General features: G+C 35.3%; 21 protein-coding genes and 1 other RNA gene. 21 read left to right on the top strand and 1 reads right to left on the bottom strand.

Features of this window, described 5'->3' with window-relative positions; translation table 11 throughout:
• Positions 1 to 30 precede the first annotated feature (30 nt).
• From ABMA76_RS11665 to ABMA76_RS11605, 13 genes are all read left to right on the top strand, one after another.
• Entirely contained in the window at positions 31 to 609 is a 579-nt protein-coding gene (locus ABMA76_RS11665; RefSeq protein ID WP_393056987.1) for a hypothetical protein, read from the top strand.
• Positions 599 to 1,444 (top strand): hypothetical protein, encoded by an 846-nt coding sequence (locus ABMA76_RS11660; RefSeq protein ID WP_393061652.1) that lies wholly within the window; start codon positions 599 to 601, stop codon positions 1,442 to 1,444. Before ABMA76_RS11665 ends, ABMA76_RS11660 begins: the two co-directional genes overlap by 11 nt.
• Positions 1,445 to 1,454: 10 nt before the next feature.
• Complete coding sequence (locus tag ABMA76_RS11655) at positions 1,455 to 2,060, top strand: CsgG/HfaB family protein (protein WP_392910914.1); 606 nt, start codon at positions 1,455 to 1,457, stop codon at positions 2,058 to 2,060.
• A gap of 4 nt (positions 2,061 to 2,064) precedes the next feature.
• Positions 2,065 to 3,528, top strand: coding sequence for a hypothetical protein (locus ABMA76_RS11650; RefSeq protein WP_392910917.1), 1,464 nt, complete (start codon positions 2,065 to 2,067; stop codon positions 3,526 to 3,528).
• 23 nt (positions 3,529 to 3,551) lie between these two features.
• Complete coding sequence (locus ABMA76_RS11645) at positions 3,552 to 4,280, top strand: PilZ domain-containing protein (protein ID WP_392910919.1); 729 nt, start codon at positions 3,552 to 3,554, stop codon at positions 4,278 to 4,280.
• Positions 4,277 to 4,759, top strand: a complete 483-nt coding sequence (locus tag ABMA76_RS11640) for a nucleoside deaminase (protein ID WP_392910921.1) — start codon at positions 4,277 to 4,279, stop codon at positions 4,757 to 4,759. Before ABMA76_RS11645 ends, ABMA76_RS11640 begins: the two co-directional genes overlap by 4 nt.
• Before the next feature lie 45 nt (positions 4,760 to 4,804).
• A complete protein-coding gene (locus ABMA76_RS11635) occupies positions 4,805 to 6,073 on the top strand; it encodes a hypothetical protein (protein ID WP_392910923.1) in 1,269 nt (422 codons plus the stop codon).
• A gap of 43 nt (positions 6,074 to 6,116) precedes the next feature.
• An RNA gene (gene ffs / locus ABMA76_RS11630) (signal recognition particle sRNA small type) lies at positions 6,117 to 6,213 on the top strand.
• 70 nt (positions 6,214 to 6,283) lie between these two features.
• On the top strand, positions 6,284 to 8,062 hold the full coding sequence (gene dnaX / locus ABMA76_RS11625) for a DNA polymerase III subunit gamma/tau (protein ID WP_392910925.1): 1,779 nt from the start codon (positions 6,284 to 6,286) through the stop codon (positions 8,060 to 8,062).
• Between the two features lie 15 nt (positions 8,063 to 8,077).
• The gene (locus ABMA76_RS11620) at positions 8,078 to 8,392 is read left to right on the top strand and encodes a YbaB/EbfC family nucleoid-associated protein (protein ID WP_021267713.1); all 315 of its coding nucleotides are present in this window, start codon (positions 8,078 to 8,080) and stop codon (positions 8,390 to 8,392) included.
• A gap of 12 nt (positions 8,393 to 8,404) precedes the next feature.
• Positions 8,405 to 8,998 carry a recombination mediator RecR gene (gene recR, locus ABMA76_RS11615; RefSeq protein WP_392861261.1) on the top strand — a complete coding sequence of 198 codons (594 nt, stop codon included), beginning with the start codon at positions 8,405 to 8,407 and terminating at the stop codon, positions 8,996 to 8,998.
• 9 nt (positions 8,999 to 9,007) lie between these two features.
• Positions 9,008 to 9,499, top strand: a complete 492-nt coding sequence (locus tag ABMA76_RS11610; protein WP_392861259.1) for a hypothetical protein — start codon at positions 9,008 to 9,010, stop codon at positions 9,497 to 9,499.
• A 10-nt stretch (positions 9,500 to 9,509) separates the two neighbouring features.
• Complete coding sequence (locus ABMA76_RS11605; RefSeq protein WP_392861258.1) at positions 9,510 to 10,103, top strand: ATP/GTP-binding protein; 594 nt, start codon at positions 9,510 to 9,512, stop codon at positions 10,101 to 10,103.
• Here ABMA76_RS11605 and ABMA76_RS11600 read toward each other — a convergent pair.
• The gene (locus ABMA76_RS11600; protein WP_392910929.1) at positions 10,092 to 11,318 is read right to left on the bottom strand and encodes an esterase/lipase family protein; all 1,227 of its coding nucleotides are present in this window, start codon (positions 11,316 to 11,318) and stop codon (positions 10,092 to 10,094) included. The genes ABMA76_RS11605 and ABMA76_RS11600 overlap by 12 nt on opposite strands.
• A gap of 145 nt (positions 11,319 to 11,463) precedes the next feature.
• On the opposite strand from ABMA76_RS11600, the gene rsmH reads away from it, so the two are divergent.
• The 8 genes from rsmH to ABMA76_RS11560 all read left to right on the top strand — a co-directional run bounded on the left by rsmH (position 11,464) and on the right by ABMA76_RS11560 (position 20,583).
• The gene (gene rsmH, locus ABMA76_RS11595) at positions 11,464 to 12,468 is read left to right on the top strand and encodes a 16S rRNA (cytosine(1402)-N(4))-methyltransferase RsmH (protein WP_392910931.1); all 1,005 of its coding nucleotides are present in this window, start codon (positions 11,464 to 11,466) and stop codon (positions 12,466 to 12,468) included.
• Positions 12,469 to 12,488: 20 nt separating this feature from the next.
• Positions 12,489 to 12,821, top strand: a complete 333-nt coding sequence (locus tag ABMA76_RS11590) for a hypothetical protein (protein ID WP_393061650.1) — start codon at positions 12,489 to 12,491, stop codon at positions 12,819 to 12,821.
• Between the two features lie 5 nt (positions 12,822 to 12,826).
• Positions 12,827 to 14,749: a penicillin-binding transpeptidase domain-containing protein gene (locus ABMA76_RS11585; RefSeq protein ID WP_392910933.1), complete on the top strand. Its 1,923-nt coding sequence runs from the start codon at positions 12,827 to 12,829 to the stop codon at positions 14,747 to 14,749.
• Positions 14,750 to 14,774: 25 nt separating this feature from the next.
• On the top strand, positions 14,775 to 16,058 hold the full coding sequence (locus ABMA76_RS11580; RefSeq protein ID WP_393061648.1) for a Mur ligase family protein: 1,284 nt from the start codon (positions 14,775 to 14,777) through the stop codon (positions 16,056 to 16,058).
• Positions 16,052 to 17,362 carry a UDP-N-acetylmuramoyl-tripeptide--D-alanyl-D-alanine ligase gene (murF, locus tag ABMA76_RS11575; protein WP_392910937.1) on the top strand — a complete coding sequence of 437 codons (1,311 nt, stop codon included), beginning with the start codon at positions 16,052 to 16,054 and terminating at the stop codon, positions 17,360 to 17,362. Before ABMA76_RS11580 ends, murF begins: the two co-directional genes overlap by 7 nt.
• Positions 17,363 to 17,387: 25 nt before the next feature.
• Positions 17,388 to 18,464, top strand: coding sequence for a phospho-N-acetylmuramoyl-pentapeptide-transferase (mraY, locus tag ABMA76_RS11570; RefSeq protein WP_392910939.1), 1,077 nt, complete (start codon positions 17,388 to 17,390; stop codon positions 18,462 to 18,464).
• A gap of 3 nt (positions 18,465 to 18,467) precedes the next feature.
• Complete coding sequence (gene murD / locus ABMA76_RS11565; RefSeq protein ID WP_021267585.1) at positions 18,468 to 19,850, top strand: UDP-N-acetylmuramoyl-L-alanine--D-glutamate ligase; 1,383 nt, start codon at positions 18,468 to 18,470, stop codon at positions 19,848 to 19,850.
• A 265-nt stretch (positions 19,851 to 20,115) separates the two neighbouring features.
• Entirely contained in the window at positions 20,116 to 20,583 is a 468-nt protein-coding gene (locus tag ABMA76_RS11560) for a hypothetical protein (RefSeq protein ID WP_392861244.1), read from the top strand.
• Positions 20,584 to 20,617 lie beyond the last annotated feature (34 nt).

Raw genomic sequence — 20,617 nt, 5'->3', positions numbered from 1 at the left:
TCCGCTAAGATTATTTTTTTAGGAGATATCATGACAAAGTTTTTCTCATTTTTTCTAATATCAATTGCGTTGATTTCTTGTGCTTCTGGAAAGAAGGCAAGAGAGTTTGAAATTGATTATAAAATCTTAAATGCTTCAAATAAAATTGAGCCTGATTGGTTAGAAAGCGTTGATAACTACAAGGGTGATAAAGACTATCACTACTTCCTATCACAATCTGAAAACAGAAATAGAAGACTTTGTGTTAAGTCTGCTACGGCCAGATCAACTGCAGTTATTGCTTCTGAAATCTCTCAGGAGATTGCAAATGATTACACTGAAGTAACGAATCTTGATGAGGACTCACAAGAAATTAAAACATTTTCAGAAACTCTAACTCAATCAATTAGAACAAAAGTTTCTGGGGTTCGTGTAAAAGAACAGTACTGGGAAAAAAGACAAAAAATGAAAGATGAAAAGCTTATTGGTGATCCATACTACACTTGCTATTCGCTAGTAGGTATTAAAGAAGACACTCTACAAAGAGCAATTCGATATGCACAAGAAAAAGCAATTGCTGTTGCTAAAGATTCACACAAAGAAGAGCTGAGACAAAAATTTGAAGATTAAGATCCTACTTATTTCACTTTTGAGTCTTTATTCGTTTGGACAAATAAAATCATGTCCTAAGGATTTTCTATGTGCAAAGACTTGTAGCCTAAGTGAGAAAGAGGCGACTGAGGATGCACGAGTAGAAATAGCCAAGAACTTTCAGGTTAAAGTAAAAGCAAAATTTATTTCGATTGAAAGCTCTAATGGTAAATTAGATGAAGGCGAGTATTCTGATTTTGTCAGCGAAGAAGTTTCTGAAAACTTATTTGGCGTTGAAATGATTGAGTCATTTGTTGATGAGGAATCATACTACTGTGTCTTAATGGGACTAAATACTAAAAAGTTCATAACTAAATTAAAAAGTGATATTTCTGAATTAAAAAAAGAAAACGAAGATTTATATAAATCTGGTTATAATTTAGTTCTTTCTAAAATTAGGGCCAATAATAGCGTGATTAAAAAGTTAGAGCTATATATGATGACTTTAGCAGATAGTTATAAGTCTAAAGTTAAAAAGTATGAAGTACGTCCTAAAAAAGAAATTACATTACACGTTTATTCACAACCGAAGTTTGAGGTCGTTGATAAGCTGTTAATAAGTGAGCTTAATAAGAATAATGTATTCTCAGGAAAGAGTGGTGAACGCTTAAATATTGCAATTGCTTTAATCGACGAATTTTTAAATGTTGATGGTTTTGTAAAAAAGACATTGGAGATTAACTTCAATAAGAAGAAATTGAATATTACAAAAAGATATACACAAACAGGTCGTTCTGAAAAGGCCATTATTGAAGAAGTTGTTAGTGAGTTGATGGACGACTTACCTGATATTTTTGTTGATTTAAAAATTTAATGGAGGATATATGAAAAAGATTTTAGCACTTACACTGCTTTTTACATTAGTTTCATGTGGGGGATTTCAAGCTGAGCGTGTTTCGGGAGACACATCAGATGAGAAGTCATTAGAGATTACTGATGCATGGGTTACACGTGATACTGAAAATTCAGTTGAAACAGTGATTCAAAAAATGAAACAACATAAAGGATTTAAAAATTACCTACTCAAGTTGGGAAGACGTCCTAAAGTATTTGTTGCTGAATTTAGTAATCAAACGGCCGAACCATATTTCCCGTCAGATGATATTTCTGATGAATTTTTAACTCAGTTAAGTGAATCTGGAGAATATATCTTAATTGATGCTTCTGCTCGTGAGGCCCTGTTAAAAGAGATTCAATATCAAAATGATGGAATGGTTAGTCCTGCTGAAGCTAAGAAAATTGGAAATGCTGCAGGTGCAGATATTATGATCTTTGGTAATGTAAGAATGCAACCACGTTCAAGAAGTGGGAAAACATTAAAAGAATACACGATGAATATTCGTATGACTGACATTTCTAGAGGTGTCGAAGTTATGAGAACTAGAACACGTGTTAATAAGTATTCAGAAAAATCAAAAGTAGGTTGGTAATTAGTTGAATATTACTAATTTTAAAAAGATTATAACTCTTTCATTCCTTATTCTTCTTGTCTCATGTGCAGCAAGGAAAGTAAGGGATGAAGGTGACCTCATTTCATCTTTATATAAAAGTAACGATTACAAAAGTGTTGTTGAAAAAATTAACAAAGGTGAAGTCTATAAGCGAGAGGAAGATCGATTTCTAAAACAAGCTGAGCTTGGTATTGCTTATTTTAATTTAAAAGATTATGACAATGCTCTTTTGTATCTTAACAATGCTAAAGAGATTGCAAACGAATTATACAAAATTAGTATCTCAAACAAAGTAGAATCTCTTTTTATTGGAGAGGCCACTGACATCTATTACCCAAATCAATTCGAACAGGCCAATATTCGATTTTATGAAATTCTAGCTCATTATATGAAGAGTAAAGAAGTTACTTCAGATAAGCAAAAGAGATTTCATCAACAGGCCATGGTTTCAACTCTAAGAGATTGGAGTGCCTATATCGAAAACTTTAAGGCCCAAAATAGAGGACGTGCAATCTATAAGGGATCAACCTTTATTGATCTGATGGGAGTTGTTGTTCATGATACTTATGGTAGGGCCAAAGACCGCTCGATTGTTAATAATTTCAAGAAAATAGGAAAGAGAGATCTTATTCAGCAAATGGGATTGTATCCTAGCTACAATTCATCACATAAGAAATATCAAGAAGATTATAAGAAGCTACACTTAATGAGTCAGTCTGAGCTTTCAAAGTATATAACGGAAACAGAGACTTATAAGCACACCTACGATTTCTTTAATAATAGAAAATCATTTAATACTTATCTCATTATTTTAAATGGCCATGTCATCAAGAAAACTGCCAAAGTATACGACTTTCCATTAGGGCTTCCTGTGGGAGTTTATATTTCAAATGATGAAGGAATGGATGACTTTGTAACTTTCTCTTTAAATATGCTTGCTCTTACCAGAGGGACTGAACCAAAGATTTATTTTGAACTACCTAAGATTGATTCATCTACAGTATCGACTCCCAAAAAGGTCACAATCAAAAATGCTAAAGGGGAGAAGGTCGAAAGCGGTGGCTCGGTACTTATGACTAATACTTCTGAAGTCTTGAGTAGTTCTTTAAAAAATGATGTGGCCCTTTTAGAAGCAAAAGTAGGTGCAAGGCTTGCGGCAAAGCATATTGCTCTTTTAACTTCTGCCTATCAGACTTACCGTAGTCTTTATAATAGTGGTAGCTTGATTGCTTATCTCTCTGCAAGTGCTGCTTACGCTGCTGGAAATCGTGCCATACAAGAGTCAGAATTAGCTGACCTACGATCTTGGTATGGTATTTATGACCATATCCATCTTTATCCAGTTAACCTTAAACCTGGTGAGTATGAGTTAACAATAGATGATAAAAAATATAAATTTACTCGTGAAGAAGGGGCTAAGCAAATAGTGCCACTGATTATCAAATGATCCTATTTTGATAAAATAGAATAATGTTAATCAGTATTAGTAAACTATCAATTAAGAGTGACTTCAATAAAGTTCAGGCATTGTTCTCTCTACATATGTTCTTGTTCTTCTTGGCCAAGGGTTATGAGTTCTTTAAATTTCAATTTAACTTTATCGCACTCTTTGGAATCATATTTTCCGTGATCCTTTATCGACTCTATTATCGAATGCAAAAAAATGTTCACTATTCTTTTTGGACATTAAGTGTCGTTGTTGCACTCTTTATCATTTTTTATATTTTGAGGTCTTTGTATTACTATAATGACTTCTCATTATTTTTTCTCTACACAATGTCTCTAATGCTACTTGGAGTCCTTTGCTTCTCTCTATACACACCTGTTTTCTATCCTGTCATAAGTTGGTGGGAATATGATTTTAGGTACCGTAATGATTTAAAGACATGTGTTTACTCAGAAGGTCTTGATGGTGTGGAGGGAAGACTGGTTGATCTTCGTCGTAAAGCCGGCGGCCTTACTCTGTTCGATGATTTGAAGATTGGTCAAAAGCTAGAAATTGAGCCGCTAACGGCAAGCATTGATGGACGCCTGAGCGTTGAAGTGGTATCTAAAAGACAACATTCGATAGGACGACCTTTTACATATGGAGTAAGGTTTCATAACACTGATGAAACTTCTCGTCGTCGCTATGGCGAATTAGAAAAGTATTGGAATTTTGAGCGTAAGGCCAAAAAAGATAAAAAATTTAAATCATGAGTATTAAATCACACATTTGGAATATGAACTTGGCGCTTGAAGAAGCGGAACTTGCTTTCAAGGCAGGAGAGGTTCCTGTGGGAGCAATCATCGTTGATGAAAATGATAACGTGATAGCTCGTACTCATAATTTAAAAGAACATCAAAAAGATACGACGGCCCATGCGGAAATTCTCGCCATAAGAGAGGCCAGTGAAAAACTTGGGGATTGGCGACTTCTTAATTGCACAATCTATATTACGCTTGAGCCTTGTCCGATGTGCTTATATGCAATTTTGCAGGCACGTTTTAAAAATGTAGTCTTTGGTGCCTATGATCAGAAGGCCGGGTCAGTATCACTAGGTTACAGTTTTCAAAAAGATAAGCGCTTCAATCATAAATTTTCTATCATTGGTGGTGTAGAGCACTTTAAATGCTCGAAAGTATTATCAGATTTCTTTAAATTGCGTCGAAAAACTTATCGAAAACGTCAAAGTTAAATCTCTACTGTTTACATTCTGACGATATTTATCGAACATAAATATATGTTTAAATTTATCTTTACGGCAACATTCGCATTATCTTGTATCGCCAATTCTATGTTTTTTGAAGTTGATTCCATCAACTTAAATAGAGAGCTAGGAAGTGAATTTCTTGGTGGCGTTGCACACGCAAGAGATGTGTATATAAAATACGATGCTGTAGAGTTTGATTTAACTGAGAATGGTGAGCTTTTTCTTGTTAACACTTTCTTATTTAATAATCGTATTAATTTTCAAAAAGATAATTTGAATCTTACGACTCATCTTCCGCAATTCACTGAAATTGATCTACTTAATATGATTTATGCGAAAGAAGCTAAAATCGAATTTGCAGAGACTGGCTTTTTTGCAAATGGGCCACAACTAAGTATTGGTGCAGAACAATTTCTTTTTGATATCAAAGATGTTGATATTAAATGTCAAAGTGATGAGTTTACATTTAACTTAGATGAAATTTGTTTGAAGGATATGCACATTAAGCCTCTTGAGGGCAAAGAATTCGCAATCGTAGAAATTAAACAAAGTGGTGCGACTCAATCTAATGTAAATATTCGTGGAAAGGAAGTTGCCTTTAAAGAAGATTCAATAATCATCGATGCTCAGAGCGCTTCAGGTAACCTTCTCAACAGTTCTATTAACTTTAAAAATATTAATATTGATTGTTATAAAGACCCTAATTTAAGTGCTTTTAATCTTGATCTAATTTTTGCAGGTTGTTTAGAAGAGTCTCGAATTGCAGGAAAAGAGATTAAGTTACTTAGAGAAGGAATGCCATTTAATGTTTTTGACGGACAAGTTTATTTTGAAAAGCAGCACCTTGGTCTAATTGCTAATCAACTTGAGGCGCAAACTAAAAAAGGTGAGTTTACTTTCACTAAGATCGAGGCCCGTTGCGTAAAAATAAATTCAACTGATAAAGAAGTGGATGCTGTTTCAATTTATGAAGGATGTCTTAGAAGATCTGATTTTAGTATTCAAAAGATTAGTGAAGATAAGAAAGAGTCAGATAAGAATCGTATTCGTGATCTAAAAATTACTGTTGCTGATGGTCACTTTAATATGACGGCCAAGTTAAAATCTCTATTCACTTTCAAATTTAAGGCCGCTGGGAAGCTTGATGTTCAGCCGGAGCAGCGTGAGGTGAGAATTAAAGTTAACCGAGCACGAGTTGCAGGTATGACGGCAACAAAATTCGTTTTAAAATTTGTGATGAAGTTCATCAACTCTGACTCGGTGAGTCTGAAAGGTGAGACGATTATCATTAAATACTAGCTTTCATTGACATCATGCTAAGATAAATATTATATTCATGTTCGGTAGCCGGTCAGACAAATGTAGCGGGGCTAACTCCGCCAGGTCGGGAACGAAGCAACGGTAACCTTTGTTGCATTGTGTTTGTATCGGCTGCCCCTTTCCAATACCTATAATTTTTCCTATAGTTAACAAGTAAAATTTTTAAATCATATAAAGTGATGGTGCTTAATGTCATATCAGGTCTTGGCCAGAAAATATCGTCCTGCAAAATTTCAAGATTTTGTTGGGCAGGAACATATCGTTAAAACTTTAGTTAACTCTCTGAGAGATGATCGATTAGGTCATGCCTATATCTTTTCTGGTACACGTGGAATTGGTAAGACAACGATAGCAAGGATTTTTGCTAAAGCACTAAGATGTGAAACTCGTGATGAGAATCAAAACCCATGTGGTGAATGTAGTGCTTGCCAAGACTTTGATTCTGCGGCTTCGATGAATGTAGTTGAAATCGATGGTGCATCTAATAATAGTGTTGATGATGTAAGAGAGCTGATTAGTAATATCTCTTATCTACCATCCAGTGGAAAGTACAAAGTTTATATTATTGATGAAGTTCACATGCTTTCTAACAGTGCCTTCAATGCCCTTTTAAAAACATTAGAAGAACCACCAGAACATGCCGTATTTTTAATGGCGACAACTGAGCCTGAAAAACTTCTTGGAACAGTTCTTTCAAGATGTCAGCGTTTCGACTTTGTTAATGCAACAGTTGAAGAGCTTAAGTCTCATATTATTCACATTGCACAACTCGAAAATATTACTTTTGCTAATTCAGAGTTAATTGAAACTCTAGCTAAGCTAGGTAATGGTTCATTTAGAGATACTCTTTCTTTATTTGATCAGGTTTTAAGTTTTTCGTTTGGACAAGATATTTCAGAGGATATCTTTGCTCAGGCCCTTGGGATTGCAAAGCTTAGCTCAATTAAAACATTAATTGATTCTACTCTTTCTGAAAATATTGAAGAGCTGACAAATACTTTTAATGCTCTAATTTCACAAAATATCTCCCTACAAAATATTGTAAAGTCTTTACTTGAAAATCTATTTTCAATTGTTATTGCAAAAGATTTTAACGATAAATCGAGAGTTCTTTCAAAAGTGGACGGTGATATATTTGATCGTACAACACGAGCAGAACTTTACTGGGTTTATGAAACACTCGCAAAAGACTTTACGTGGACGCTTGAGTCAATTATTCCAACTGATGCAACACTCTTAGCAATGAGAAAGGTAGCATTAAGACATCAGATAATTGCAGACACTCAAGTGGAGGATAGCGCGGGAAAGCCTAAGGCCCAAGTTGTGGCCGAGACTGAAGAAGTTCTACCACAGTCTATTCCGACTCCTAAGCCTGAAGTTGAAATTCAAGTTGAGGAAGTTATACAAGAGGAAGTCGTCAAGCCTCATAAAATTATTTTTGATGATCCTATAGAACCACAGGAAGAATCTCGTGAAGAAATTCAAGAGGTTGAGTCAATTCAAGCTGAATCAATTGAAGAGGAAGTTGTTATTGAGGGCCCTAAGTCTTGGGATGGTTTTCTTCAGTTCTTGGCAAAAACTTCACCTGTAATGGGTGCAAATATGGAGCAAGGGAATTTAATTGGTGATCTAGTTGTTCAGATGGATAAGGTATCCCTTCTTATCGGCTATCCTACTGGTGCAAAAGTTTTCTTTGATCATATGAATAATCAAGAGACACTTGAAAAGGTAAGAGAACACCTTAGAAAATATTTTCAAGTGCAAGAGATTGATTTATCAATCGAGCTAGTTGAAAAGAAGAAAGCTGAAGAAACAGACTTTAAATCTAAATTTGAAATTAATATAGAGAATGAAAATATTGAAAAACAAAATCAAAGGAAGGAAATTGAAGGTGATGAAATGCTTCAATTGGCCAGTTCAATATTTAACTCTAAGATTGATAAAATTATCTTAAATGAAGATGAATAAAAATTGGAGAATAAAATGGCAAAGGGAATGCAAGGCCTAATGAAACAGGCGCAACAAATGCAGCAAAAAATTAGCACACTTCAAAAAGAGCTTGAAAAGCGTGAGCTAGAAGTTTCTTCAGGTGGTGGTGCTATCAAAATTAAAATCACTGGTAAGCAAGAAATTCAAGCTATCACGATTGATCCTGAAGCAGTAGATCCAAATGATGTTGAAACTCTTGAAGATCTTGTTTTAACGGCAGTAAATCAAGCAATCAAAGAATCACAAGATATGGTTTCAAATGCGATGAGCAAGGTTACTGGTGGACTAAATATTCCAGGACTTTTCTAAGGCTTAAACTTAATGAAACTACCTGAAAGAATTAATAATCTTGTTGATTCATTCTCTAAAGTGCCTGGCATTGGAGAAAAGAGTGCACTAAGACACGTTCTTAGCTTAGCAAAGTGGACTAAGGAAGAATTAGGAGACTTTGCTGTTGCTCTAAATGAATTAGCAGAATTGAAAAAATGTAATCAATGTGGTGTCTTTGCTGATGAAGATATCTGCGCTGTTTGTAGTGATATTCACCGTAAAGAATCAACTGAGATCTGTATTGTTGAATCAATCACTGATTACATGGCCATTGAAAGAAGTGGCCAATATAGAGGACTATATCATGTTCTAGGTGGAGTACTTAATCCTCTTTTGGGTGTTGGTCCAGCAGAGTTAAATATTGATAAGCTTAAAAAGCGTGTTGATGAACTCGGTATTAAGTCTGTCATCTTAGCGATAGGTCCATCTGTTGAGGGTGATGCGACTTGTAGTTATATCAAATCAGTTCTTTCAGATGAAGTTAATGTTGATCGAATTGGCTTTGGGATTCCTATGGGTGGGAATCTCGATTACTTAGATACAATGACTATATCTAAGGCATTAGAAAATAAAACCAAAATGTAAGGAAGGTTTATGGATAACATCGAAGTCGTTATTCAAGAGTTTTTTAGAGAGTATAGTGGATTAGATTCTCTAGTAAATAGTGGTTTAATTGTTTGTCGTCAGGACGGAATTCCACTGTATTCATTTAAAAGTGTTGAAACTGATTTCGATAGTGATACTGCTGGTGCCCTTATTGCAGGTGTTTGGCAGGCAAGTTCGGTTCTTTCTCAATTTATCCCAGAGGAAACGCAAGATGAATTTAGATTCAACTATGCAACTTCTTCAAAAGGGATTTATATTACAAAGCTCTCAGGTTTCTTTGATGATATCTATCTAAGTCTTATCTATTTTGATGTGGATAATCCGGCAAAACTAAAGGCAAGAATTAGAAGTATTGAATCAAAGCTTCCAGAATTTATTGAAGCACATTTATCAGGGGATAGTGATCCAAACGAGGTATTTCTATTCGATGATATAAGTGATAACGAAGTCGATGACCTCTTTGCAGGCGTTTTAGGATAACGGGGGCCACATGTCTTTTGTAAATTACAATACGAAGGAAATTAATTGTAAGATCGTTTATTACGGACCAGGTCTTGGTGGTAAAACAACGAATATCCAATATATTTATCAGAAAACTGCTGGTGGAAATAAAGGAGAGATGGTTTCTCTCGACTCAGAAAATGAAAGAACAATTTTCTTTGATTTCTTACCTCTTGATCTAGGTGAAATTAGAGGCTTTAAAACTCGCTTTCACTTGTATACAGTTCCAGGGCAAGTTTTTTACGAGTCATCTCGCAAGTTAATCTTGCGCGGAGTTGATGGTGTAATCTTTGTGGCCGATTCTCAACTTGAGAGAATGGAAGCTAATATTGAATCACTTAAAAGCCTTGAAGCAAATCTTACTGAACAAGGTTACGATATTGATCAGATTCCGATTGTATTTCAATGGAACAAAAGAGATCTTCCAAATGTCACACCTGTTGAGGATATGAACCAAACACTTAATGCCGATGAAAGGCCGGCCTTTGATGCTGTCGCTGTTAAAGGTATTGGAGTATTTGAAACTCTTAAAACAATGTCAAAATTAGTACTGATGAATTTAAAGGGCGGCTTAAAAGAGTAGCCCTTTATACTTTAGGTAATGAATATGGGCCTCAATCAAAGCTTCTTGGCAGTAGAAAGAAGATCTTCTTCCAATAAGGTGATGGCCATCTAAAATACCAAGCTTGATGCCTCTTTCAAAATAGTATGGGAATAATGAGCTTTCAGTATCAACAACTCCATCATTATCCTTCTTGCTTCTTATAAACATCTTCATAAGAATCATCCAGAGATGACTCTCATACCATTTCGATGAAAACCCTATCGAAGTATAGAAAAGGTTTTGATTAAGCTTATCGTGATTATTTCTCATCCAAGGCCTGCGAAAAGTCGAAGAAAGTGACTTTTGCATTTCTTTAGCTAGGATATCTTTCTTGCCATCAATTAATTGATAAAGTTTTGAATCAGAAAAATTATGAATAAGGTTTAGGGTTTTAATAAATTTCTTATTAAACGAATTAGAGCCAAGAATAGGAGAAGCAATTGTTGAAAGGCCAACAATGGCATCTTGTTCTTCGCTATAATCAGTTAAGTAATGGAGTGAGTCCAGACCACCTTTAGAGAATGCAATTAACCATAGCTTCTCTTCTGGATGATCACTTACATATTTAGCAATTTGTTCACGAAGTGATTCTGCGTTCTTTAAGCAATTATCAAAACCATTAACTTCGGGCGTGTAATACTTAATATTATATTTTGATTTAAGATGTTGGCAGGCGCGTTCAAACGAAGGTGTTGAAAATAACTCATTGAAAACACCTGGAATTAAGACAATTGTAATATCTGTTTTTGGTTCTTCTAAGTTTGAAATGTAATTTGGATGGTACTTAGCATATTCAACTTCGTTATAGATGATCCTAAAGATTTCATCATCTGGGAGGTCGATTGGTCTGCGGGCCTTGAGGTCATTGAAGAATCGATAGTTGACCTTATCAAAGTCGAATTTATTATCGAAGCTTTTAAAGTTTGTAAGAGAATGTATATAGCGAGCTGAAGAAAAGCTGATCCAAGCACTCGATGTAACAAGGTTTCGCATTAGTTTAATTGCTTCATTTGGAGAAAGATTATTCTTAACTAAATTGAATCTTTCAACTAAGTCAGACTTGGTTAATTCTTTAGCAGAGTTTAAAAAAGATTTAGAATAACTCTTCCTCGCGCTATAAGCGTTAACACGATTCTTAAAATCTAAAACTTTTGATTCAATATATTTATTTAAAATTAAATCAGTATCTCTCATAGTACTTTTAAATTCCTTGCGCTAGATGTAAAATTTTGGCATTGGTAGTGTATACAAGTCAAATGAATGAAAGATTTTAAAAGTTTGTTCACTTTTATTACGTTAAATTTGTAACTGCTAACTACTTATAAAATAAGGTTATTTAATGGTTGAAGAATATAAAGAGCACTATTCCGTCTTAAAGAAAGAATGCCTCGATTATCTTTATTTAGACAGTGAAGAACATGATCAGTTACTTTTTGCAGACTGTACGTTTGGGGCCGGTGGTCACTCTTTGGCGATTGTTAAACGAGAGGAGAAGGCCAAGCTTATTTCATTTGACCAAGACCCCGATGCTTTAAAGAATGGCCGTGAACTTATTAAGAAAAATGGTGTTGAAGATAGACTCTTCTTACATGACTCTAACTTTTGTCACTTTAAAGATATTGTCATGGGTAATCATGCTGATCTTGTGGAAGCAAACGGAGGGCTAAATGGAGTTCTTCTTGATTTAGGGGTTTCTTCTCATCACTTCGATGAAGGCTCACGTGGATTTTCATTTCGTGTTGATGCGCCGCTTGATATGCGTATGGACTACGATAATGACAATATTCAAACGGCCAAGGATATTATTAATCGTTATTCTGCACAGGATCTGGCCAATCTCTTTAGGGATTACGGCGAAGAAAAATTTGCATGGAGAATCGCTGAGCGAATAGTTCTTGAAAGAGATAAAAATGGCCCGATTAATACAACTTTTCAATTAGCAGAATTGATAAAAGATTGTTATCCAAAAAAATTACAATTTGGTCGCATTCATCCAGCGACAAAATGCTTCCAAGCACTTCGTATAGAAGTTAATCGCGAGTTGGATGTAATAACTGACGTAATTAATCAGGTGCTACCATTATTAAAGATTGGTGGTAGAATATTAATTATAAGCTTTCATTCTTTAGAAGATAGAATTGTGAAGAAGCTTTTTAAAGATTATGAAAAAAATGGACTTGGTGAGATGCTTTTTGAAAATGAAGTTAAAAAGCCAATTATTCCAAGTGATGAGGAGATTGCTGAAAACTCTCGCTCGAGAAGTGCAAAATTAAGAGTGCTTAAGCGTGTTGTAAGTAAGAAATCAAAAAATAAATACGAGAAATTTTCAAAGATTGAAAATTAATAACAATAGGAGATTGTTAAATGGCCTCAAGGATGAGTCGAACAAAATCTAAGAAGGAAGGTATTGGAAATAAGATCAAGGGAGTTGTTCTTAGTTCACAAGGCTTACCAATTGTTCTTAGTCTAGTTGTGATTACAGTTTTATTCGTACTTTTTAGAATGAAAGGAATTGAGCTGAATTATGAGATCGCAACAGTTAAAAAAGAAGTAGAGAGAATTAAAGTTGAGGGAAAAGAGTTAAAAGCTAAAAAAGCTAGACTTCTGTCTGTATCTAATTTGAGAAAGATGGCCCTTAATTATAACTTAGCACAGCCGAAGCAACATCAAATCATTGTTGTTCCAGCTAAGAAGTAAGTGTAGTGAGTGATAATAATTTAAAAAACAGATTAAAAGTTATATACGCAATTTTTACAATTGCTTTTGTTGCAATTCTTGTAAAAGCATTTCGTATCCAAGTTGTTGATCGTGGACATTTATTATCACAATCAAAAAAACAATTCTTTAGAGAAAGAAAAGTCTTTCCAAGACGTGGCCATATTTATGATCGCAATGGAAACCCTCTTGCTATTAATATTAGAACCTACTCAATCTTTACTATTCCAAAGAATATCTCAGATAAAAAAGTTTATGAAAAACTTAAGGCAATCCTTCCTGAGATGGAACTCGATGGTATCGCAAAGAAGGCGCTAGAGCGAAATCGTTTTACTTGGATTACTAGAAAGTCAAAGCTTACAGAAGAACAAGTTGCACAGATTAAAAAGCTTAAGGGAATTTATATTGAAGAAATTCCGAAGCGTATTTATCCAAATCACGAGCTTGCTGCACAAACCTTAGGGTTTGTTGGACTCGATAATAATGGGCTGGCCGGAATTGAGCATCGTTTCGATAAAGAACTTAGAGGTGAGCCTCAAATTATTAAGTACTTTAAAGATAATAAAGGTCGCCCTGTAAGATACGTTAGCCAAAATATTCCTACAGAAAGAGCAAACGATGTCTATCTTTCAATTGATAAGGAAGTTCAAGCAGTAGCGGAAAAGGCCATTAAAGAAGCCGTTGAAAGAGTTGATGCAAAACGAGGTGGTGTTGGCGTTATGGATGCTGAGACCGGTGAAATTATTGCAATGGCAAATTATCCTACATTTGACCCTAATGATGTGAGTGACTCAAAAGGAAGTGATCGCAAGCTTGCCTTTATTAGTGACCCATTTGAACCAGGCTCAACTCTGAAGGTTTTAACACTTGCTTCAGCGCTAGAGAATAAAGTTGTACGACCTGATACAAATTATTATTGTGAACAAGGCCGTCTAAAGGTTGAAGATCATATTATTAAGGAAGCTGAATCGAGAAAGAAATTTGAGTGGTTATCTGTTGAAGAGATTCTTATGTACTCTTCAAATATTGGAACAACAAAAATTGCATTTGATTTAACTTTTCCAAAACTTAAGAAGACACTAAATGATTTCAAGATCGGTGAGAAAACAGGAATTGAGCTACCTGCTGAATCTCGTGGGATCTTTACTGATGATAAGAATGTATCTCCACTTTCTTTAAGTAATATCAGCTTTGGTCAAGGTGTTGCAACAACAGGGATTCAGATGCTTGCGGCCTTTGCTGCAATCTCGAATGATGGTGTTTATGTACAACCAACAATCTTAAAAGTTGATGATCCAAAGAAAATAAAATCAAAAAGAGTTATTCCTACTGATGTTGCTAAATCAATCACTGAGATGATGATAAATACTGTTGAGCGTGGTACAGCAAGAAAAGCAAGAATTCCTTATTTTAAGATTGCTGCTAAAACCTCAACGGCACAAAGAGCTGATAGTAATGGACGCTATACTGGTTATATTCCTGGGTTCCTAGGTTTCCCTGTTGGCGTTAAGAAGAAATTTGTTGTTTACTCTTATGTTGATAAACCTGCACGAGGTAAGTCTTACTATGGGAACTCAGTTGCAGGTCCTGTTTTTAGAAAAGTGACAGAATACCTTCTTTATAAGAATAAAGAATTCGAAGGCCTTGCTGAAAATGAGACTTATAAGAACGATATGGCCTTTGACTCTGTAAAAAGAGTTCAGTCTGCTAAGCGCTATACAGGTAGAGGTTCAGTTCCTAACTTTGTAGGCTTAGATAAAAAATCAGCAATGGCACTTGCTCAAAAATTAGATATCGATCTAAGTCATGTTGGGGTCGGTGTTGTTCAAGAACAAACTCCAGAAGCTGGTAGTAATCGTGATGGCGATGTTGTCGTAAAACTAAAATACGCTCCACCTACATATGAATAATTTAATTAATAAATACAATATCCTTTTGGAAGGTCTTACTGATCTTACGGCAAATTTAGATCAAGCGAAACCATGTGATATCGCTTTTTATCGTATACATGACAATGTAAAAGCAGTTGAGTTATTTCGCCAACGCTATGAAAAAGGTAGTGCTGGGCTGGTTATTACGAATCGTAGAGTTGCAGACATTGATTCACTAGTTGTGGACGAGAGCGATTTTTATAAATTACAAGAAGTGTTAGTCGAGGAGCTGTATCCAGTTAATCGTGAAGTAAAGTTAATTGGAATTACAGGTACCAACGGAAAGTCGTCTGTCGCACATCTTTGTCAGCTTATCCTTAATGCTAACGGCTTAAGCGCATGTAGTATTGGTACCGTTGGTGTGATCAAAGGTGAGAGTGAAATCATGGAAAGTCTATCTGCGACGACTCCATCTTTTATTGATTTAAGAAGAATCATTTTTAAGCTTAAAGATATTAATTACTTCTGTCTTGAAGTAAGCTCTCATGCACTAGAGCAGGAGAGAGTAAAGAAAATGAAGTTTGATTCAATAGGATGGACAAATTTCACTCAAGATCATCTTGATTATCATGGAACGATGGAGTCCTATTTTAATGCTAAAGCAAAACTTACAAATTATAGTGAATCTAATTTTATTATTCCACGTTCACAAGAAATTGAATTCAAGTCTAAGCTAAGTTTTGACATAGCTTCTTCTGTTGAAAATATTTATGGTGAAGAATTTAACCTCAGCTACAATGTCGATAACTTGGAATTAGCATTCGCTCTTTGTGATAGGGCATCTAGTTTAAAATTAAATAGAAAAATAAAGCTATCTTTACCTAAGGGAAGATTTAATCTTTTTAGAAAGGGCGATAGTGTATTCATTGTGGATTATGCTCATACTCCTGATGCAATTGTAAATATTTGTCGTGAAACTAAAAAGCATTTTGATTCTTATGACATTATTACAATCTTTGGTTGCGGAGGTGATCGCGACCGTACAAAGCGTCCAAAGATGCTTTCGGCTGCATTGGAATTTAGTGATAAGGTTGTTGTAACAAGTGACAATCCAAGAACTGAGGATCCGAATGAGATTATCAAAGATATTCTTGAAGGCAATAATGAAGTCGTTGATATTATCGTCGATCGCAAGGAAGCAATTCATACTTATGTGAAAGAATATGAACGTCCTACTGCTGTAATTATTGCAGGAAAAGGACACGAAGAATATCAAGATATTAATGGTGTGAAATACCACTTTAGTGATATTGAAGAAGTAAAGAGTGCATTAGGGGAATTATGTTAATTTCTGATTTAAATAAAGTTTCAGGTCTTATAATAAGTATTGGTAAGGATCTAGATATTGATATTTTACTATCTACAGATTCTCGTATGTCTGATGATAAGAATACATTTGTTGCCCTAAAAGGCGAGCGCTTTGATGCTTATAGCTTTATTCCAGATGCAATAAAGAATGGTGCAAAAGCAATTGTTCTAACTCATTCTAAAAAAAGAGAAGAGGAGATCAGAACTCTCATTGAAAAGAATACAGAGCTTTGTTTCTTTTTAGTTGAAGATAGCCTTTCGTTCTTGCAAGAGGCCGCTAAGTTTCGAATTATTGAGTGGAAGAATCATGGTGGTTTTGTTTTTGGACTTACAGGCTCAAATGGAAAGACAACGACAAAAGAGATGCTGTTCTCATTAGCAAAATCTTTTCTTCATGAAGCAGTTATTTGCACACAAGGTAATCTCAATAATCATATTGGGGTACCATTAACTATCTTCTCAATTAAGGATGAGCATAAATTTGCCATTATTGAGATGGGAACTAACCACTTTGGTGAAATCGAAGTGCTTTGTGAAATTGCACAGCCTGATTATGGATATATTACAAATATTGGCCATGCTCATACTGAATTTCTCATCGATCTTAATGGCGTTTTAAAAGAAAAGTCTGCACTTTATCGTTGGGTTAAAGACCATGGAAAGAAATTCTTTTTAAATATGGAAGACGAGAAGTTAGCAACTTTAGAAGTTACAGATAAAATTGTTCCTGTAAGCAAGAAAAATGTTTACGAGTTTGAAAGTGATTTTATTAAAGAGTCTTATAATCGCTGGAATGTTCAAGCTTCATGTTTTGTCTTAGAAAATATTTTTTCACTGAGTTTATTTCACGAGTTAAAAAAACTAAGGCTTCCTGAAAATAAAAGGGCCCAGTGGATTAATGTTAATGATTCAAAAATATATTTAGATGCCTACAATGCAAACCCAACTTCAATGAGGCTTGCAATTAGAGAGTTTGCCAAGCAAGTTCCAGATACAAAGAAAGTTATCTTCATTATTGGTGACATGAATGAATTAGGTGAGAAGACCCAAGAACATCATGAGGCCATTGCGGACTTACTAAACGAACTAGGCATTAAAAACTCAGTCTTCATTGGCCGCTTTGCTAAATTTTATAAAAATAACTTTAGCGGCGCGTCTCAAACTTATGCAAATCTTGATGATTTTATCTCAAATTGGCCAGTAGTATTAAATTCGTATGATTATATCTTTTTAAAAGCTTCTCGTTCTTTACAACTAGAGAGGCTAATAGATATAACTATGTAATATAATTTAAAAACCAGGTGATTACATGCTGTATCATTTCCTCTATCCCCTAAGGGATGAATTCTTTGCTTTTAATATTTTTAAATACATCACATTTAGAACAGTTGTGGCCTTCTTGCTTGCAACAGTTATTTCAACTATTTGGGGTAAGTATTTTATTGGTTTCATGCAGCGCAAGCAGTTTGGCCAAGTAATACGTGATGACGGGCCAGAGTCTCACTTAAAAAAAGCAGGGACACCTACAATGGGTGGTGTTTTTATTTTGGGGACAATCTTATTGACACTGTTAATAACTGGAAACTTTAATTCAATTCCAGTTCTCATTACCTGTGGTGTAACCGCATCCTACTTTGTACTCGGCTTTATCGACGACTATGCAAAGATTTCTAAAGGAAATACAAAAGGTGTTTCGGCCAAAGGTAAGCTTGTGTGGCAGTTTGCAACTGCCCTAATTGCTGTCTTTGCTATGGTTCACTTCAATGTTATCGACACTCAATTATTTGTCCCTTTTGTAAAAGGACCAGTTTTTAACCTGATGAGTTTCTTTATAATATTCGGAGCTATCGTTATTGTTGGCTCTAGTAATGCTGTTAATTTAACAGATGGATTAGATGGCCTGGCTATTGGTCCAATCATTACATCTGCTGCAACACTTGGATTTATTGCTTATGCAACTGGTCACAGAGAGATCGCGTCATACCTTTTTGTGCCATATGTTGAAAATGTTGGAGAATTAGCTGTCATTGGTGCTGCAATCGTCGGTGCAGGCGTTGGATTTTTGTGGTATAACACATACCCAGCTCAGATTTTTATGGGTGACGTGGGGTCCCTTGCCTTAGGTGGTACACTAGGAACAATGGCGGTACTAACAAGAAGTGAATTACTTTTTGTTATTATTGGTGGTGTTTTTGTTGCCGAGGCAGTTTCGGTGATCTTACAAGTTGCTTCTTACAAAACTCGTAAGAAGAGAATATTTAAAATGGCCCCAATACATCATCACTTTGAGCTACTGGGATGGGCCGAGCCTAAAGTAATTGTTAGATTTTGGATTATAAGCATATTTTTAGCGATTCTAGCGATCGCAACATTAAAAATGAGGTAGAGAATGGAGAGATTTAGAAACAAGAATATCCTAATCGTTGGTATTGGAAAGACTGGTTTCAGACTCATAAATTTCTTTAATCGTCTTGACTGTAATATTCGTGTAACAGATATCAAACCGATTTTTGATCTTAATAAAGCTGTAAAGAAACTACGTAAGATTAAACCTGCAGTTGAAATGACTTTTGGTGAACACTTAGATGATGACTTCATCAATGCTGATGTTGTTGTTTATTCAGGTTCTGTTGATCCAAATATGCCTCAACTAGAATTAGCAAGAAGAGAGGGGAAAGAAGTTTATTCTGAATTCGCTCTTGGAAATAAGCTATGTCGTAAGCCTATTATTGCTGTTTGTGGATCACACGGTCGCACAACTGTAGCACACATGATTGGGTTTACTCTAAGACAAGATGGTAAGAATGTATTTGTTGGTGGAACAAGTGAAAGTCCATTTATCGAATATTCAATGCTGCCAAATAAAGATGAAATCGACTACGTTGTTGTAGAGGTTTCAGCTGTTCAGATGAGACGTCTAACTGACTTCCACCCAAAAATGGTTGTCTTTACAGATATCGCAGATACTTATCCACAAGGACAATTCACGTCAATGGGTGAGTATATGGAAACAAAACTAAGTATCATCAAGACACTATCTCCTGATGACACTTTAATTGTAAACTTCGACAAGCTTGCAAATAATAGCTTCTTTAGAAATGCAAATTGCCAAACTTATTGGTACTCAAGAAGATCATTCGTTAAGCTTGGTGTAATGGAAGAGATTCAAGGAACACACTTCCACGATCGTCGTATCCATTCAAATATCAACTACCACTCAGAGTTTGTTGTTAAGAAGATGAGAATCATTGGTCAAAATAACCGTGAAAACTTACTAGCAGCAATCACTGCTTGTAAGGCACTAGATCTTTCTGATGAAGCAATTCAAACATGTGTAACGAAATTCCCTGGAATTCCACACCGTATTGAATTCTTAATGGAAAAGAATGGTGTTTCTTTCTATAACGACTCTAAAGCAACAGATATGAGAACACTAGTGGAGACAACTAAGGCGTTTAAAACTCCAGTTATCTTAATTGCTGGTGGAAAAGATATCGAAGATCTTGAGTATGAAGCATTTACTGATGAGCTAATTCAAACAACAAGAATCATCGTTCTTGTTGGTGAAGCAAAAGAAAGAATGAACCGTGCACTTGGTGAGCATCCACAAACTTTCATTGTTGGATCATTTGAAGAGTCTGTTCTCTTTGCTTATCAAAAGTCGAGAACTGGTGATACGATTATTCTTTCACCAGGTAACCCTGCAACGGATTTCTTTAGAGATTATGAGGAAAGAGGGAATTACTTCAAGAAACTAGTTTACCAACTTTAGTGTTGTGCCGGTAAGCCGCGCTTCGCTAGCTGCCCTTAAGTCAGTCTGCTTCGGCTCCTGCCTCACGCAGACATACAGTTCCTCGTGAACATAACATCCATCTCAGCGCCAAAACAATCCACTGGATTGTTTTGATCGCAGGATGTTCAAGAAGCTTGTATACCAATTATAATTTATTGAAATAATAATTATAGAAATGCCTGCATTATGCAGGCATTTTTTTTATGCCTAATACAGAACAAGTTTTAAGTCATATGATCTCGTCATGAAGGTTCTGTTATTTTTTATTTTTGTTTCTATTTTTTCTACTCAAATTAAAGCTGATCAAGATTATGTGAAAGTCTGTCAAAACCTCGTGGACAAGCGACTTTCAAAATACAATCAATTTCGTTTTAAAAAACAATGCTCACAAATTACGACTAAGTATCAGTTTCAATGTTTAACTGAAGTCTTAGACAATCGCAGAGCGATCTCCCTCGTGGAGTTTAATGCATGCACATATGTAAAGAGTGCTGAAACTTTGGCGAGCATTCATGAAGTGGCCAAGTACTATCACAGTAGTGTGAATAGCTTTCATGTGACAGTTGCAGCCTTGGTGCAAAATGAAAAAGAGAAGAACTGTGTTTTAAATATAATTCAAAAAGAAGGACTTGATCCTTTCAATGCCTACACGTGTTTTGATGAAAGAGGAATTGATCCAATTAGGCATTTTGCGCAAATGTATATCAAGTAGCCTGACGCGCAGTTTCTTATATTTCTAATGCATC

This window comes from Halobacteriovorax sp. ZH5_bin.2, from assembly GCF_043196375.1.
In the GTDB taxonomy this organism is placed as follows: Bacteria; Bdellovibrionota; Bacteriovoracia; order Bacteriovoracales; family Bacteriovoracaceae; genus Halobacteriovorax_A.
The sequence above is the reverse complement of the archived record's forward strand: the minus strand, read 5'-3'. Positions and strand labels throughout refer to the sequence as shown.